15 protein-coding genes are annotated in these 16,311 nt (G+C 60.5%); 5 read left to right on the forward strand and 10 right to left on the reverse strand.

Annotated elements, in window-relative coordinates:
* The first annotated feature begins 427 nt into the window (after nucleotides 1-427).
* Nucleotides 428-2,134 carry a hemolysin gene (locus HWW83_RS05670; RefSeq protein WP_142075756.1) on the forward strand — a complete coding sequence of 569 codons (1,707 nt, stop codon included), beginning with the start codon at nucleotides 428-430 and terminating at the stop codon, nucleotides 2,132-2,134.
* Between the two features lie 49 nt (nucleotides 2,135-2,183).
* Here HWW83_RS05670 and HWW83_RS05675 read toward each other — a convergent pair whose 3' ends face one another.
* Nucleotides 2,184-2,756: a hypothetical protein gene (locus HWW83_RS05675; protein ID WP_176589068.1), complete on the reverse strand. Its 573-nt coding sequence runs from the start codon at nucleotides 2,754-2,756 to the stop codon at nucleotides 2,184-2,186.
* Nucleotides 2,757-2,885: 129 nt separating this feature from the next.
* Between HWW83_RS05675 and HWW83_RS05680 the strand changes: the two genes are divergently transcribed.
* Entirely contained in the window at nucleotides 2,886-3,776 is an 891-nt protein-coding gene (locus HWW83_RS05680; protein ID WP_142075761.1) for a LysR substrate-binding domain-containing protein, read from the forward strand.
* Here the strand turns inward: HWW83_RS05680 and HWW83_RS05685 are convergent.
* The 7 genes from HWW83_RS05685 to HWW83_RS05715 all read right to left on the reverse strand — a co-directional run bounded on the left by HWW83_RS05685 (nucleotide 3,773) and on the right by HWW83_RS05715 (nucleotide 10,193).
* On the reverse strand, nucleotides 3,773-4,501 hold the full coding sequence (locus HWW83_RS05685) for a PA1136 family autoinducer-binding transcriptional regulator (protein ID WP_101452826.1): 729 nt from the start codon (nucleotides 4,499-4,501) through the stop codon (nucleotides 3,773-3,775). The genes HWW83_RS05680 and HWW83_RS05685 overlap by 4 nt on opposite strands.
* Nucleotides 4,498-5,373 carry a glyoxalase III HchA gene (hchA, locus tag HWW83_RS05690; protein WP_033643728.1) on the reverse strand — a complete coding sequence of 292 codons (876 nt, stop codon included), beginning with the start codon at nucleotides 5,371-5,373 and terminating at the stop codon, nucleotides 4,498-4,500. Before hchA ends, HWW83_RS05685 begins: the two co-directional genes overlap by 4 nt.
* 102 nt (nucleotides 5,374-5,475) lie before the next feature.
* The gene (locus HWW83_RS05695) at nucleotides 5,476-6,243 is read right to left on the reverse strand and encodes an ABC transporter ATP-binding protein (protein WP_033643729.1); all 768 of its coding nucleotides are present in this window, start codon (nucleotides 6,241-6,243) and stop codon (nucleotides 5,476-5,478) included.
* A complete protein-coding gene (locus HWW83_RS05700) occupies nucleotides 6,230-7,240 on the reverse strand; it encodes a FecCD family ABC transporter permease (RefSeq protein ID WP_033643730.1) in 1,011 nt (336 codons plus the stop codon). The genes HWW83_RS05695 and HWW83_RS05700 overlap by 14 nt, the downstream gene beginning before the upstream one ends.
* 42 nt (nucleotides 7,241-7,282) lie before the next feature.
* The gene (locus HWW83_RS05705) at nucleotides 7,283-8,359 is read right to left on the reverse strand and encodes an ABC transporter substrate-binding protein (protein ID WP_232095440.1); all 1,077 of its coding nucleotides are present in this window, start codon (nucleotides 8,357-8,359) and stop codon (nucleotides 7,283-7,285) included.
* Between the two features lie 46 nt (nucleotides 8,360-8,405).
* On the reverse strand, nucleotides 8,406-8,804 hold the full coding sequence (locus tag HWW83_RS05710) for a hypothetical protein (protein WP_226886098.1): 399 nt from the start codon (nucleotides 8,802-8,804) through the stop codon (nucleotides 8,406-8,408).
* A gap of 18 nt (nucleotides 8,805-8,822) precedes the next feature.
* Nucleotides 8,823-10,193, reverse strand: coding sequence for an MFS transporter (locus HWW83_RS05715; protein WP_033643731.1), 1,371 nt, complete (start codon nucleotides 10,191-10,193; stop codon nucleotides 8,823-8,825).
* A 339-nt stretch (nucleotides 10,194-10,532) separates the two neighbouring features.
* Here HWW83_RS05715 and amiA point away from each other — a divergent pair, with 339 nt between their 5' ends.
* A complete protein-coding gene (amiA, locus tag HWW83_RS05720; protein WP_033643732.1) occupies nucleotides 10,533-11,375 on the forward strand; it encodes an N-acetylmuramoyl-L-alanine amidase AmiA in 843 nt (280 codons plus the stop codon).
* Nucleotides 11,376-11,429: 54 nt separating this feature from the next.
* A complete protein-coding gene (locus tag HWW83_RS05725; RefSeq protein WP_033651859.1) occupies nucleotides 11,430-12,482 on the forward strand; it encodes a porin in 1,053 nt (350 codons plus the stop codon).
* A 139-nt stretch (nucleotides 12,483-12,621) separates the two neighbouring features.
* On the opposite strand, the gene HWW83_RS05730 is transcribed toward HWW83_RS05725, so the two are convergent.
* Both HWW83_RS05730 and HWW83_RS05735 read right to left on the reverse strand, forming a co-directional pair.
* Nucleotides 12,622-13,566 (reverse strand): NAD-dependent epimerase/dehydratase family protein, encoded by a 945-nt coding sequence (locus HWW83_RS05730; RefSeq protein ID WP_176589069.1) that lies wholly within the window; start codon nucleotides 13,564-13,566, stop codon nucleotides 12,622-12,624.
* Nucleotides 13,567-13,633: 67 nt separating this feature from the next.
* Entirely contained in the window at nucleotides 13,634-14,464 is an 831-nt protein-coding gene (locus tag HWW83_RS05735; protein ID WP_033643735.1) for an alpha/beta fold hydrolase, read from the reverse strand.
* Between the two features lie 220 nt (nucleotides 14,465-14,684).
* On the opposite strand from HWW83_RS05735, the gene HWW83_RS05740 reads away from it, so the two are divergent.
* On the forward strand, nucleotides 14,685-16,088 hold the full coding sequence (locus tag HWW83_RS05740; protein ID WP_176589070.1) for a coniferyl aldehyde dehydrogenase: 1,404 nt from the start codon (nucleotides 14,685-14,687) through the stop codon (nucleotides 16,086-16,088).
* Nucleotides 16,089-16,311 lie beyond the last annotated feature (223 nt).

Raw genomic sequence — 16,311 nt, forward strand, 5'->3', positions numbered from 1 at the left:
GTTCATCAGCCCGCGGTTTCTTTTACGCGCTAATGCTGATGCAGGATAAGCGGGCGCCAAGGTAAATGATACGGCGGCAAGGAGATAAACGCAGCTGTCGGAAACTATCCGGCCCCTTCCCCCAGCGAAACCCACTCTTTTACCTAAGAAGATTCCTAACCGAGCTGACGGAAATGCCTTCCTGACGCCAATACGCGGATTTACCCGCCGATTTACAGCAATAATCCTGAAAAAACAATCGATAAGCCAAACTCTCTCGCTCAGCAAGTTGCGTCTATCCTTTCGCTATGGGCGCCTGCCGCCCATCGTTCGCTGCAGATCGCGGCATGCGCGTTTCTGGCTGTTCGGGTTTCGGTTTATTCCATCGCGCGCTTCCATTCATCATGTTGAATTTCACAGCAATCTCTCAGCAACAAGGAGTGTTTATATGGCTTACGTCATTACCGACCGAGAAAAACTGCAAGCGATTTGGGAGGCCGCCAAAGCCGGCGACTGGCCAGCGGTATATGCCGCATCCGTCGATGCGCTCACCGATCCCAACCATGCAAACCAACCCATTGAGGGCGTGGATATCGCGGTGTATACCTGGATCAAAGGCGCCTATGGCGTGAACTCGAATCAGGGGGCGTTTGCCCATTACATTCGCGACCAAACCAAGCTGCAGTATGAGCTGCGCACCGGGCATGTGCCCGATGACTGGGAGGCGCGCATTCAGAATGCCTCCGACAACATCGCCAAAAACTTCGCCAAAACGCTGTTTGGCGTCGATCTGAGCAGCGATCCCAACGCGCCGCTGCCGGATGCCCCGCCCAGCAGCGCCAAAGTGCCGGACATTCACGAGGTCGGCCTGATCGACGCCGGCGCGGCGGCGTCCGAAGTGTTCACCGACGCCTCCTCGACCGGCGCCCCCAACTATTCCCCCTGGGCCGGCACCACGCTGTTCTCTTATTTAGGCGATACCTCGTTCTTTACCGAATGGGTGGCCACCAACGACACCTCGCCTTTTAAGGTCGAAAGCGGCACCTACGATTTGATTGCGGCGGCGCAGGTCTCCATGCAGATGAAAAACCTCAGTTACGTGGTTGAAACGCTACTGGCAGGCGAAGTGCCCACCTATTTGACCACCCTCGGCATTGGCCACGAGACCATCCGCCTCGCCGCCGAAGCGGCGCGTGATTTCTACACCGAATCCTACGGCAGCAGCGTGACCGGCGGCGGCAGCCTCATTCCCGGCAAGCTGGATATCGGCTCGGCGATTTTCAACGACATTGCCGACGTGCTGTCCACGCCGAATCTGTACCGCGTCGGTACGCTGCATGACGATGATTTCACGCTGGCGTTCGGCAATATCGCCGTTAACACCGGCAGCGGCGACGACACCATCAGCGTGCCGCGCGGCTGGCAAAACAACGCCGGCAACTACGGCTGGACGGTGATCGACGGCGGCAGCGGCCATGATACGGTCGATTATTCCAGCCTGTCGCACGGGGTAAACCTGAAGTTTGACGCCCAGGGCAGCTACGGCGGACGCGGGGTGATCGAGAAAAACGGCATCGGGCTGTATGGCTTTAAGGACGGGCTGTACAACATCGAAGCGGTGAAACTGACCGACTTTAAGGACAACGTCACCTTTAACGATCGGGTGCTGACGCCGGCCAACGGCCTGGAGGTCAGCCTGGGTAAAGGCTCCAGCGAGATTCGTTTCGAGCACGGTTATACCACTGCGCCGGGAGGGAGCGCGCCGCAGGATTATCTCGGCGTGAACCTGAGCATGCTGTCCAACGATGTGCCCTTCCCCAACAGCCTGCTGAATATTCCCGTGAAGCAGACCCACAATATCTACATCGACGACAGCTTCGAGCTGGGTTTTTTACAGGCCTCCTCTCTGTCTATCGACAACCACCTGCTGGCCTTCGGCGCCGAAGGATCAAACAGCAGCTTCTCACTGAACTACAACGCGCAAACCCATACGCAGGATCTGTCGATATTCATGCAGGGCGAAAGCGCACTCAATCAGCACGTCGTCAATATCTACAATTGGGATCAAGGATACTTTGGCATCAATCTGGAGCAGCCGGCCATTCAGCTTGTCGGTTTGCAAACCGTTACGCCGCAAGAACTGGCGGCCGCCTAAGCGAAGCCCGCCGGTTTACCGGCGGGTTGTTTACCTGCAGCGCGACGGCTCATGCCCCATCCCGCTCCGCCACCCGCGCCAGCAACGCCCCCAGCAACGCCAGATCGACCAGCAACGCCAGCGCGAAACAGCTTCCCCTCACGCCCGGCGCGGCGTAGGTTTGCACCAGCGAAGCGGCAATCACTACGGCCACGATAGTCACCACCGTCGTCAGCCTGCACGCCACGGTGAACGCCGCTTTCTCCTCCACCGCCGTGCGGTAGGCAACGCCCTGCCCCAGGCCGCCGAGGGCGATGCCCGCCAGCAGAGCCGGCCAGTCATGGCCGCCGAACAGCATCAGCAGCGTCAATAGCCATCCCGCCGCCGCCAGCAAAAAGCCGTGGCGGAGCATAGCCAGCGCAGGCCGGTTCCGCAGCGGCTGCCAGCGGGCCAGTGCGGCGCCGCCGAGAAACGCCAGCGCCAATGCCGTCAGCAGCATCAGGGTCGCGCCGATGCCCTGCAGGCTCTCCGCCTCCAGCAGCAAAGCGCCCGCCGCGACCGGCACGCTGAGCGCCAGGGCGCTCGCTGCCGTTCCCGTGTGTGTCATGGCGCCCAGGGCGCCGTTGTTGATAGAAAGGCTCATCGCTCACTCCCGATAGGGTGGAAATGATGAAATAAATTCATTTCCCTGTTCACATGTCAGTAGCCTATCTCTTGTATAATCGGTCAGACAAACTCATAGTTTTCAGCCTTAGATGAGAATAACTCAGCCATGAGAAAACCCCGTTTGCCGCCGCTGGGCGCGCTGCGCGCTTTCCACGCCGTGGCCGGCTGCCGCAGCTTCAAACTGGCCGCCGAGGCGCTGGGCGTCAGCGCGACGGCGGTCAGCCATCAGATCAAGCTGCTGGAATCGGTGCTGGAATGCCGGGTGTGCGAGCGCAGCGCGCAGGGCGTCAGCCTGACCGAGACCGGCGAGATCCTGTATGCCGGCACCCAGCGCGCCTTTGCCGCGCTGGAACAGTCCGTCGCCCAAATCACCCGCGCCCGGCAGCCGCCGGCGCTGACCGTCACCACCACCTCCAATTTTCTCACCCACTGGCTGGTGCCGCGCCTGGCGGATTTCAAGGCGGAGTTTCCCGCCATCGATCTGCGCCTGCACACCAGCGTCGAGCGGGTGGATCTCAGCCAGCGCACCGTGGACGTCGCCATCCGCTACCGTGAAACGCCGGAAAGCGATCTGTACTGCACCCTGCTGCATGAGGATCGCTTTATCGTGGTCGCCAGCCCGGCGCTGGCGCTGGCGCGCATCGAGGATTTGCAGCGGGTGACGCTGTTTCACGTGGCGCATCGGCAGGTGCCCGCCGACTCGCCGACCTGGGAGAACTGGCGACGGCGCTACGGGCCGGAAGGGTTGAACGTGGAAGCCGGGCTGACCTTCAGCGACGAAACCCATGCGCTGCAGGCGGCGGTGGCCGGCCAGGGAGTGGTGATCGCCAGCCGGCTGCTGGCGCGCGATTTGTTGCAGCGCGGCGTGCTGGCCGCGCCGTTCGAGATGGCGTTACCCGGCGCCAACTACTATCTGATGACCACCGAAGAGACCGCGCAGCGCCCCGATATCATTGCGCTGCGCGAGTGGCTGCTGCGGCAAATGGCGGCAGGCTAACGGCTCTCGGGGGCAATTTCGCCCAGGCGGATCGCCACGCTGATCGCCTGCGCGGTGGTGGCGGCGCCAAGGCGCCGGCGAATGCGGCGCAGGTGGTTTTCCACCGTGCGTTCAGACAGGCCGAGCATCGCGGCGATATCCGCCTGTCGTCGGCCGATGGCGGTCCAGCTCAGCACCTCACGCTCGCGCGCCGACAGCCGGCCTTCTTCTTTGCCGGCCGCCGGTTCAAACAGCCGCCGCGCCGCCAAAAAGGCCGCCGTGCCCACCAGCGACAGCGCCAACCGCACCGGCAGCGAGGCGTCGATGCGCTCGCCTCCCAGGCTGACGGCACCCTCCAGGCCGGCGGGGCCGAACACCGGGATTTGCACGCCGTGCAGGCCCGCGCCGCGCGGCGTGTGCACAATCCGGTAGCGCTCTCCCTGCTGCGCCCGGGTCTTGGTCCAGAAGAACGGCTCGCTGGCCCGCAGCATGTGGCGAGTCACCGGGCAGTGCCGCACGTAGGTCAGCGCATCGACCGCCTCCCCCTCGCCGAACCAGTCGCCTTCGACCCAATAGATATGCTCGATCCCCGCCTCCGCCGTGGCGGAAGCGGAAAACAGCACAAAGCGATCGAAGCCGAACGGCGCGGCGAAGGCGCGAACCCGCCCCTGAATGGCGGACAGGGTTCGCTCGTGGTCCATCGCCAACGCCGTCTGGAAAGCGCGCTGCGCGATCTCATCGCTCATCGCGCGGCGACGTCGGCCAGCAGCGTCTCCGCCGCCAGTTTGCCGAGGTTGTTGGAAGCCAGCGGGCTGTCGCCGGTCAGCAGGCGCCGATCTTTATGCACCTTGCCGGTGATGTCGGCATTGACGATCTTCACGCCCAGCTCACGCAGGCGTTCGCCCACCAGCCAGGGCATCGGGCCGGGGATATAGCCGATGTCGATGTTGGCGCCGGTATCGAGAGCATCCGGGAACACGCACATCTCATAGCCGCGATAGAGGAAATCGTCTTTGCTCTCGCCAATGCCCGCCGCCAGCAAACCGGCGGGCCCGTGGCACAGCGAGATCACGTAGCGATCGTTGTCATGGGCCCAGTGCAGCGTCTTTTTCACCTCTTCACTGAACGGGATATCATTGAGCACGCCGTGGCCGCCGGGAATGAAAACGCCGAGATAGTTGCCGCCATCCAGATCCTTCACGACTTCCGTCAGCTTTTTCGGCTGCTTGAGTTGGCTGCGGTACTTCTCATAGGTGGCCTTGACCGCTGGGTCTTCATGCGGGAACGCCCACATCTCCAGCTTCACCGGATCGCCGGACGGCGTGGCGATGTCGATCTCGAAACCGGCCAGATCCAGGTGATACATCGGCAGCAGCATCTCGACCGGATGGTTGCCGGTGGAGAAGAACTTGCCGTTTTGCATCAGCAGGTAGCGCTCCTGCGAGGCGATCATCAGCACCTTCCACTTGCCGCCGCGATAGGCGTTCGGGTAGCTGGCGCCCGTGAAGTCGGTTTTGGACGAGGTGTACTGGCTGAGGGAGTAAGGTGATGGGAAGAACGCGTTGTCTTCCGCCACATCCGGGGTGGGATTACGATCGTTGGATACTGAATCAGTCATGATTATCTCCATATTCACCGTTGCATTTCTCTTTCAGCTTAAATAACCGCCGGCGGGGCCGCAATGAGGGATATCCCTCAATCGCCCTCGCACTGGCGGCGCTCAAGCGGGGTGCCGTAGCGCGACAATGAACGTTTCTTCGCTGACGCCGGCATATTCGTACCGGCACTTTCTCACCGGCACCTGGAAGTAGCGCTCCAGGATATCCTCTTGCAGCAAGGCGTTTTTATCGCCAAACATGCACTGTCGCTTATTCATCAGCAGGCACTTGTCGGAGATGCGATCGGCGTAATGCAGAAAATGCGTATTCAGCACGATCGTCATCTGCCGCTCTTTGGCGAGGCGCCAGAGCATCTCGATCATTTTAGCCTGATTGTAAAAATCCAGGTTCGACTCCGGTTCGTCGAGGATCATGACGTCGGGGTCCGCCGCCAGCGCCTTGGCGAAATAACACATCTGCAGTTCCCCGCCGCTGATCTGATTGATGTTTTTCTGCGCCAGCGGCGCGATCTCCAGCGCGTGCAACACCGCCTGCGCCTTGGCGAAATCTTGCCGCCGCGGCCCGGCGAACCACCCCGCCTGGCGAGCGCAGCCGAAAGTGACAAAATCGAGCACGCCATACGCGAAATGCGGCGTTTTCGCCTGCGGCACATAGGCCAGTCGGGCGGGCCGATTGTCGATGCGGCCGATCTGGCACACGCCTGACAGGGGCCGGCACAGGCCCGCGATATGTCTCAGCAGCGTGGTTTTACCGGCGCCGTTCGGCCCGAGCACGCTGAGGATCTCACCGCGTTTCAGATGAAAACTGACGTTGTCGAGAATGGGCTCGCACCCTTTGAACCCCAGGGTCAACTGGCTAACGGTGATCATGTTTGCTGCTCATAATAAAAAGGAGGGCGAAAAGCGGCGCGCCGATCAGCGCGGTCAGGATGCCGATCGGGATTTCAGCATAGGTGGCACCTCTGGCGATATTGTCGATCACCAGCAAAAACAGCGCCCCGCTCAGCGCCGAAGCCGGGATCAGGCGACCGTGGTTATACCCCAATACGCTTCGCACCAAATGCGGGATCACCAAGCCGACCCACCCCACCACGCCGGCCAAGCTCACCGAGGCGGAAACCAGCAGAGAGGCGGCGATCAGCAACAGGATCTTCAGCCGAGGCGGATTCAGACCGGCGATGCGCGCCTCGTCGTCCCCAAGAGAGAGAATGTTCATATTCCACCTGAGCCGGTAGATAGTCAGGTAACACGCCGCAAACAGCGGGATCAGCCAATAAACCTGCGCTTTCGCTACCGAAGCGAAGCTGCCCATCAGCCAGAAGACGATCGCCGGCAAGGTATCCTGCGGATCGGCGACATATTTTATGACCGAGACAAACGCGATAAACAGCGACGCGATAATCATGCCGGACAAAAGCGTGGTGAGCGCATCCTGCCGGCGTTTGAGGCGGCAGATGCCGAGCACCAGCAACAGGCTCACCACGCCGAAAAGAAACGACAGCAGCGAACTCAGGGCAAAAGGCAAACTCAATAGAATGCCCAGCGCAGCGCCAAAGGCGGAGGCGGAAGACGTGCCCAGCACGTCCGGGCTGGCCAATGCGTTTTTCAGCACCGCCTGAAAGGTCGCGCCGGCGACCGCCAACCCGCCGCCCACCAGCATCACCGCCACTACCCGCGGCGCGCGCAGGTTAAAAATCACCGAATAGCGGGCCTGGTTTTCCCCCGGCATGTTCCCCTGCCATAAAATCTGCGCCACATCATGGGCCGACAAGGCGTAGCGGCCGGCAAACAGCGATGCGAAGGCGACTGCACACAGCGAAATGAACAATCCCGCCATGATCGCCGCATATTTTCCTCTGCCCGGCATCCCCAAGCTCCTCCAATGGATTAACGCTATTCAACCGTGGCGCTAGCGTTGCGCCAGCACCTCATCCAGCAACCGGTCCGGGATCGCGTAGGAGAACATCGTCTGATAATAACGACGCGTCTCCTGCCGCAGCGTCTTGTCGCTAATGTCTTCGGGCGCGTATCGGTTGATCATGAACAGCGGCAACAGTGACGTTTCCGCCGACAGGCCCCCCCAGTTGTGAATGCCCACCGGCGTCGAGAAAACCTTGCCGTTTTTCACCGCCCTGAGCGTCTCCCACGCCTGGCCGGGGATCCCCCCGTGCAGCAGCGCTTTTGCGCTGCCGAACACCACGAAAATCACATCCGGATCCCAGGCCATGATCTGCTCCATCGACACGTTGATGTATCTGCCGGCATCGCCCTTCACCGGCAAATCCCCGGCGACGTTATCCATGCCGGCCATTTTCAGATAGGTGTCGCCGTAGGTGTGCGGGCCGCTCACCTTCAACTGCCTGCCGTCGCTTTCTTCCAGATATAACGCCCTGACGTGCTGCGCGCGGATGGCTGCGGCATAGGGGCGGATCTGCTTCAGGGTCCTTTCCCAGGCGTCTTTGAATTTATGCGTGCGCGGCAGGCCGAGGGTGTCGGCGAAGGTATTTTCCCAATACACCTGGGTGACCATCGGCTGGTATTTGGTCTTCCCGCCGGCGTCCAGATCGACCGTCATCACGCCCGCCCTTTCCAGCCGATCGTCCTGGCTTTTGCCGTAGTAATAAATGATGTCGGGCCGCAGATTCATTAACGACTCCATGTTGACCCGATAGTCCTTATTGATGAAATCGGACGTGATCCTGCCGATGTCAGGCTTCATGTCCTTCAACACATGCCTATCGGCATGCATGAATGCCCAGGGGCCGACGCCGACGACGTGCCGATAGGCCGCCTCGTTGGCCAGGATCACGCCGAAGGGGCAGTTGCCGGTGATGACGATCCGCGGGTAGCTGCCGGGCAGCGTTTGCGCCGCCGCGCTCTGCGGCAGCGCAAACGCTACCGGCTGGCTGGCGCCGGCGCAAGGCATCATCGACAAAGCGGCTATCGCCAGCAAAGCGGTGGCGATGAATGTCAGTTTTACGGCCATGAGGCCTCCTGCGCGCACGCGCAATGGCGCGCGTCGATGAGCGGTGTCAGGCCGAGGCGGCGATGCCGGCGGCCATGATGGTGATCCCGGCAACGAAAACGATCGCCGCGGTGGCGACCGCGCCGCCGCCGACCAACGCGGCGGTTTTTCCTTCGGAAATGTCTTTTCGCTGCAGGAAAGAGAGTTGCGACAGGGGAATGATTTTTCCGCTGTCGGCAACGATGTCTTTCGGTTCAACCTTCGCTACCGTCAGCTCGCCGCCGCTGCCGTCCTTCAGGCCGTATTTCAGCCGATCGCCGACATACACCGGCGGCTGCAACAGATAATACGGGCTATTGAGCCCCGCCTCTTTTTGTTGCAGCGCCACGTCGTGGTAGGTCGAGCAGCCGCTGAGGGAAAACGCCGCCATCCCGATAATGAGCGGCACCAGGTGGATGAATCGCATGGGAAACCTCGAACGTGCTTATTTGCTGGTTTTTAACGTAACGGCGGACTTGAAGCGCATATAGCTCACGGCCAGAGAGAGAAACGAGAACGCCGCCCCCGCCATTAAGCTGATAGTCGTCGCTTGCGCGCCGCGCATATTGAAGAAAATCGCCACTAACGCCGAACCGACGATTTGCCCGATCAACCGGGAACTGCCCAACAGACCGCTGGCGATGCTGCTGTTTTCATGAGAGACCGAAGTCATGATCAGCAGGTTGTTCGGTGATTGAAACAGGCCGAAACCGATGCCGCACAGCGCCACACGCCATACGATCGCCCCATTCGACGGATCGCCCGGCAGGTTGGCCATCAGCAGCATGCCAGCCAACAAGCAGGCGAGGCCTGACAGGGCGACGAGATTGGGATCGTATTTCTTGGTCAAATCGCCGGAAATCAACGACGACACCATGGTGGCCAGCGGCCAGGCGGTCAGCAGCAGACCGATTTCCACCACGTTTCTTTGCAGGACATTGTGGAAATAAAAAGGCAGCGATACAAAAGCCAAAAGCTGGGTGCTGTAAGACAGCATCGACATCAGCAAAGACAATGACAGCGTCGGGTTATGCAGCATCGCGACCGGGATCAGCGCGGCGTTGGCCTTTCTTTTCTGATTGATGTACAGCCACCCGGCCAGTCCGGCGAATACCGCAAAGCTCAGCGCCGCCGCCGGCAGATGGCGGGTGGTCATGCTCATCGTGCTGAGCGAGAAAGCGATAAACAGCACAAACACCAACAGGGCGCCCCCGCTGTCGAAGCCAACGCTGCGCCGCTCGCGGGAGCCCAGAAATATCATGCTCAGCAGCAGCGACAGGCAGGCGATGGGAACATTGATGGTGAACAACCAGTTCCAGCTCGTTTGAGAAAGTATCGCCGAGGCGATGGACGGCCCGGCGGCGGCGGAAACCGACACCACCATCACGTTAATCCCCAGGCCGCGCCCCAGCAGCCTTGCCGGGTAGATCTCCTTGATCAGCGCCGCATTGACGCTGAGCACCGCCGCCGCGCCGAAGCCCTGTATCACTCGGAACGCCGTCAGCATCGCCAGCGTGTCGGAAAGCGCGCAGCCCAACGAGGAGAAAGCAAACAGCACCACCCCGGCCATAAAGATTTTTTTATTGCCCACCGCTCTGCCCAGCGCCGCAAAGGGCATCAACGACGCGACGACGGCAAACTGGTAGGCATTGATAATCATGATGGAAGCCGATTCGGAAACGGCGAAATCTTTCGCGATCACCGGCAGCGCTACGTTAGCGATGGTGCTGTCGAGCATGGCGATGACCGTGCTTAACGAGACGGCGAGAACCGCGAATAGATTTAGCGTCTCTTTTTCCTGGTGTTTAAAAGTCATGTTAACGCTCCAAAAACGTGGGTGTCTTTATGCCGGCATGCCGGCGGCAAAGACGCCGTTTTTATCAATTTTTGTAATTACGTTATAACATATCATTATTGGATGGTAATAAATCTCATTTGAAATATTGGATTGCATAGTGTTTCAAAATAAGAATTAACAAATGAAATACAAATAAGTCACAATATAAACACCCAATCAAATAAATATACTCAGTATAAAAAACCTGTTGATTTATAGAATGACATTAAAAGTAACAGGCGCTAACAGACGACGATGATGTCAGCATGATTTGTTATGTTATAACACAACAACCTTCCCTTTATGCGGGTTAACCTTATGGCTAAGAAGGACCTTTTGAACACGCGCTTGTCCCGCCGCAGAATGATGCTGGCCGGGCTGGCGGCTCTGGCGCTCAATAGCGCCGTTTCTCCGCTGGCTAGCGCCCACGGCTTGCCACGCCCCAAAAAACAGGCGGGCCCTCAGGGTGCGCGGAAACGATTCCTGGTCATGTTGGATCCCGGCCATGGCGGCATCGACTCCGGCGCCATTGGCCACACCGGTTCGCTGGAAAAACATGTCGTTCTGGCGATCGCCAGAAACGTGCGGGCGCAGCTCGATCGACACGGCATCGATGCCCGCCTGACGCGAGACAGCGACGTTTTTATTCCGCTGTACGATCGGGTGGAGATCGCGCACCGGCATGGCGCGGATCTTTTTATGTCGATTCACGCCGACGGCTTTACCTGCCCCAGCGCCTGCGGCGCTTCGGTCTTTGCGCTTTCCACTAAGGGCGCCAGCAGCGCTATGGCGAAATACTTATCGAACAGTGAAAACGCGGCGGACGATCTCGCCGGCCCCCACGTCATCAAGAAAGATCGCTATTTGCAGAAGATACTGTTTGATTTGGAACAAACGGAAACCATCAAAGAAAGCCTGACGCTGGGCTCGCACCTGATCCAACATATTGCGCCTATCCATCATTTGCATGCCAAAAATACCGAACAGGCGGCCTTCGTGGTGTTGAAATCCCCGTACATTCCTTCGGTATTGGTGGAAACCTCGTTCATCACCAACCCCGAGGAAGAAAGGCTGCTGGGCACCCCTGCATTCCGAAATAAAATCGCCACCGCCATCACGCAGGGGATCGTCAGCTACTTTAAACACGTCACGCACGCTTAAGCTTCACCAGGACGGCAAGCCGGCCGGCTTGCCGCGCACAGGGACGGCGTCATCATGATAAAATGCAATCCTCGCGCTTTTTCGGCGAGCCTGTGGCTCCCGCTGCTGGCCCTGTTGCCGCGCAGCGCCTTCGCCGTGCCGCTGACGGTATCGCAACACAGCAGCCTGAATTTCTACGGCACGATTATCGCCAGACGCTACAGCGGCCAAAGCGAACGCGACGACGGCGACCGCAGCTATCTCTATTTCGGCCTGATCGGCAAAAAAAAGATCGCGCCGCGCTGGCGGGCCTACGCCCATTGGGAATATACCGTCAGCTTCGCCGACGCCACCCGAAACAGCACCCGGCTCGCCTACCTCGGCGTGCAGAACGCCGCCCTGGGCAGCCTCGATATCGGCCGCAACTGGGGCGTGCTCTATGATGTGACCGCCCTGACCGATCGCTCCCCGCTGTTCAGAGAAATGGCCTACAACTACATCGACAACTTTATGCGCGGCCGGGCGCACAACCTGCTCACTTACCGCAAACCTTTCAGCCTGTTTCAGCGGCACGCCGCCCTCGCGCTGCAGTATCAGTTCAAAGACGGCGACGATCGACAGGCGCTGGGCAAACAAAACGGCAACGGGTTCGGCGCCTCCTTCCGCTATGCGCTGACGCCGACGCTCAGCCTCATCGCCGCCGCTTCGGCGTCTCAAACCACGCAGCGGCAGCAACGCGCCGCCGGCTATCGTCGGCGCATCGATACGCTGGCCGAGGGGGTTCTCTATGCGTCGAAAAAAATCTATCTCGCGGCCGTGTTCACCCAAAGCGACAACGCCATCAGCCCGCAACAAACCGCTAACCGCGGCTCGGCGTCCAGTTATGAAGCGCTCGCCAAATACCGGCTGACGGACCACATCCAACCCAACATCGGCTATACCCGTTTGATACAGGCCCGGGCAGGCCGCAACACCGACTTATTGAACTACGAGGAGTTGGGCGTGACCTGGTTGCTCAATAGCAACATGCAGGTGTTTATTAACTATGAATTCAATAACCTTTCTCGGCACGCTCCCGGCGTCGATGCGTCGGACAAACTCGATATGGGCATCAGCTATCACTGGTGACGCGCTGCCGCAGCCAATAAAAAGCCCCGCCCGGTGAAGGGCGAGGCTCGCTCGCGCCGATCGAGACGGTGCGAGAGGATCATGAGGGCAGAGTGATGACAAAGTGCCGAATGCGCCTGCTCATGGCGTGACGGACGCCTCAGCGCGGCGCTTGCGCGTTTTTCCACTCCCGCCAAATCGTTTCCAGCCCGGCGTGATACGTCGTGACGGCGAAGTCGGGAAAACGCTGTTTGAACTTGGTCGAGTCGAACAGGTTATCGTGCTCGTAGCGCGGCAGCAGCTCGCGCATCTCTCGCGCCCCGGACGAAACCAACCCCGCGGCGATCAACGCCCATTTGCCGATAACGGAATATGAAATGTCCTTCCCAAACACCTCGCAGGCCAACGCGGCGAACTGCGCATAGGTGAGCCGCTCGTCGCAGCACGGGAGATGCCACGTCTGGCCGAACGCGTCGGGCGTATTACCGAGCCGGGCTAACCCACGGCTGGCGTCGGGCGTCCAGATCAGCGTGCGCAGCCTGTCGTCGCGAACCGGCACGCGCGGTTTTTCCCCCGCTTTCAGCCTGTCGACGATCAGCGCATTGGTGAAGCTCTGCGTTTTTCCCGGCCCATAAAACTCGGGCGCACGACCGATCAGCACGGGGATCTGCTTGCGCTCCATCTCGTCGAGCACCTTCTCGGTCATCAGAGCGCGCACCCGTCCCTTGCGCCCCCGAGGCGCGAACGGCGTCGATTCCGTCTGCGGCTCGCCGTTCTGCGGATACATATAGGTATTGTCGAAATAAACAAAGGGCACGCCCGCGGTACGGCTGGCGTCCAACGCATTCTGCAGCATGGTCGGAAATTGCCGCTCCCACAGCGCCGAATCCGGCGGCAGGCCGGCGGCGAAATACACCACGTCGCTGCCCTTCACCGCCGCCAGGGTCTGCTGTGCATCGAGCAGGTCGGCCGCGACCAGCGTATCGCTGTCGTTGACCTTCCTCGGGTTGCGGCTGACCAATCTTAAATCATCGGTGTACGCGCGCTTCAGTTCACGCGCCAGCTCTTGGGCGATCTGGCCACTGGCGCCCAGGATCGTTTGCATTGGCGTTCCTCATCGCAATGAAAAAAACTCCGCCCACTCAGGGCGGAGCAAAAGTGCTTGTTCGCGCTTAACTGTTCACGAACGCCAGCAGATCGGCGTTGACCTGATCGGCATGGGTAGTCGGTATGCCGTGCGGCGCGCCCTTATAGGTATGGAGCGTGCCGTTTTGCACCAGCTTGGCCGACAGCGCGCCGGAATCCTGATAAGGCACCACCTGGTCGTCGTCGCCGTGGATCACCAGCACCGGAATGGCAATCTTCTTGAGATCTTCGGTGAAATCGGTCTGCGAGAAGGCGACGATGCCGTCATAGTGCGCCTTGGCGCCGCCCATCATGCCCTGCCGCCACCAGTTCCAGATAATGGCCTCCGACGGTTTGGCGCCCGGACGGTTATAGCCGTAGAACGGGCCGGCGGGCACGTCGTAATAGAATTGCGCCCGGTTGGCGGCCAGCTGCGCCTGGAAATCATCGAATACCGATTTTGGGGTGCCCTGCGGGTTACTGTCCGTTTTCACCATCAGCGGCGGCACCGCGCTGATCAGCACCGCTTTGGACACCTTGTCCTCGCCGTGGCGCACGATGTAGCGCACCACCTCGCCGCCGCCGGTCGAGTGGCCCACGTGCATGGCGCCCTGTACGCCGAGGTGTTTTACCACCGCGGCGACATCATCGGCGTAGTGATCCATGTCGTGCCCTTCCCACACCTGGCTGGAGCGGCCGTGGCCGCGGCGATCGTGCGCAACCACGCGGAACCCTTTGTTCACGAAGAACAGCATCTGGGCATCCCAGTCATCGCTGGACAGCGGCCAGCCGTGGTGGAAGTAGATAACCTTGCCGTTTTTTGGGCCCCAATCCTTGTAGAAAATCTCGACGCCATCGCTGGTCGTTACATAACCCATGTCGTTTCTCCCATTTACACTATGGTTAAAAAAGAAGGTTTATACTGCGCACGGCGCCGGGATCTCTGGCTCCCTCATCCCGGTTGGCCGACGATCTTGCGTTGATCGTTTAACGAGTATAGGTTTAAAGTTCACTTTAAGGTCAAACACAATTCGGCAAACCGCATTCCCGCTTTCACTCGGCATCAGGAGAATTCAAGTGCAGGGAGATGACATCCTCATGACGATGGAGCCGCGGCTTGCCGCCCAGCGCCACGCCTTCCTGCGCGACGGCGCGCCGACGATGCAACAGCGCAAGGCCGCCCTGCGCCGCTTGCGGAGCGCCATTCTGGCCCAGCGCGCCGCGCTGGCGGCGGCCGTCAGCGCGGACTTCGGCCACCGTTCGCCTTACGAAACCGACATTCTGGAGATTCTGGTCACCGTTCAGGCGATCGATTACCTGCTGCGCAACCTGAAACGCTTCATGAAGCCGGAGCGCCGCCACGTCGCCCTGCCGTATCAGGCCGCACGCGCCTATGTGCAATATCAGCCCAAGGGCGTGATTGGCATCATGGCGCCGTGGAACTATCCCTTCTCGTTGACCTTCATCCCGCTGGCCACCGCCCTGGCCGCCGGCAACCGCGTGATGCTGAAACCTTCGGAGCTCACGCCGCATACCAGCCGCCTGATCGAAACGATGCTGGCGGCGCTGTTTCCCGCCGATGAGGTCGCCGTCGTGACCGGCGGGCCGGACGTCGGGGCCAGATTCAGCGAGCTGGCGTTCGACCATCTGGTGTTCACCGGCAGCACGGCGATCGGCCGTCAGGTCATGCAGGCGGCCGGCAAACATCTGGTGCCGTTAACGCTCGAACTGGGCGGCAAAAGCCCTGCCGTTATGGCGCGCGGCGCGGTTAACGCCAGAAACGTCAAGAGCGTGGCGTTCGGCAAGCTGTCGAACGCGGGCCAAACCTGTATCGCGCCCGATTACCTGCTGGTTCATCAGGACGATCTGGCAAGCTTCATGGCGCTCTATGACGCGGCGGTTAAAAGCTTTTATCCCGACGGGCCAACCGGCGACGACTACGGCGCCATCATCAACGACAGGCACTATCGCCGCTTGCAAGCGCTGCTTGCCGACGCACAGGCGCGCGGCGCGCAACTCCATCCGGTCGGCCACCGCCCGGACTCGGCGTCTGAACGGCCGAACACGCTGGCCCCTACGCTTATCGTCGGCGCCCCCGATGACAGCGCGATCATGCAAGAAGAGATCTTCGGGCCGCTGCTGCCGGTGCGCACCTACGCCGCCTTTGATGAAACGTTCGACGTTATCAACGCCGCGCCCCGCCCGCTCGCGCTCTACTACTTCGGCCCGCCGGGCGAGGATCGGGACCGGCTGCTGGCGCGCACTACCTCCGGCAACGTCAGCATCAACGCCACCCTGCTGCACTTCGCCCAGGACGACCTGCCGTTCGGCGGCATCGGCCCCAGCGGCATGGGAGCCTGTCACGGCATCGAAGGATTTCGGGCGCTGAGCCACGCCAAAGGCGTTTTCATCCAGAGCCGCTGGCGCTTTACCGACCTGCTGCGCGCGCCGTTCGGCAAGCTGGCGGACGCGGTGCTCGCGGTCATGTTGCGGCGCCGATAACGCGGCGTGTTGACTATCAATAGCACACCCATAAATCGCCGCAAGCTATCACAATATTCACTCATTCCTATTTTATCTCTCCGCCGCCGCTGACTAAGCTTAGCCCTATGTCCCCCTTTGCCCGTTGGCGGCGAGGGTGACGTCAATCGATTGAGTTCAGTTATTTAGCGCAACACCCGACGCAAGCCTTACCCGCATGCCTTGTTAACCGCTCCACGCCCGG

This window comes from Serratia ureilytica (genome assembly GCF_013375155.1).
GTDB classification, from domain to species: Bacteria; Pseudomonadota; Gammaproteobacteria; order Enterobacterales; family Enterobacteriaceae; genus Serratia; species Serratia ureilytica.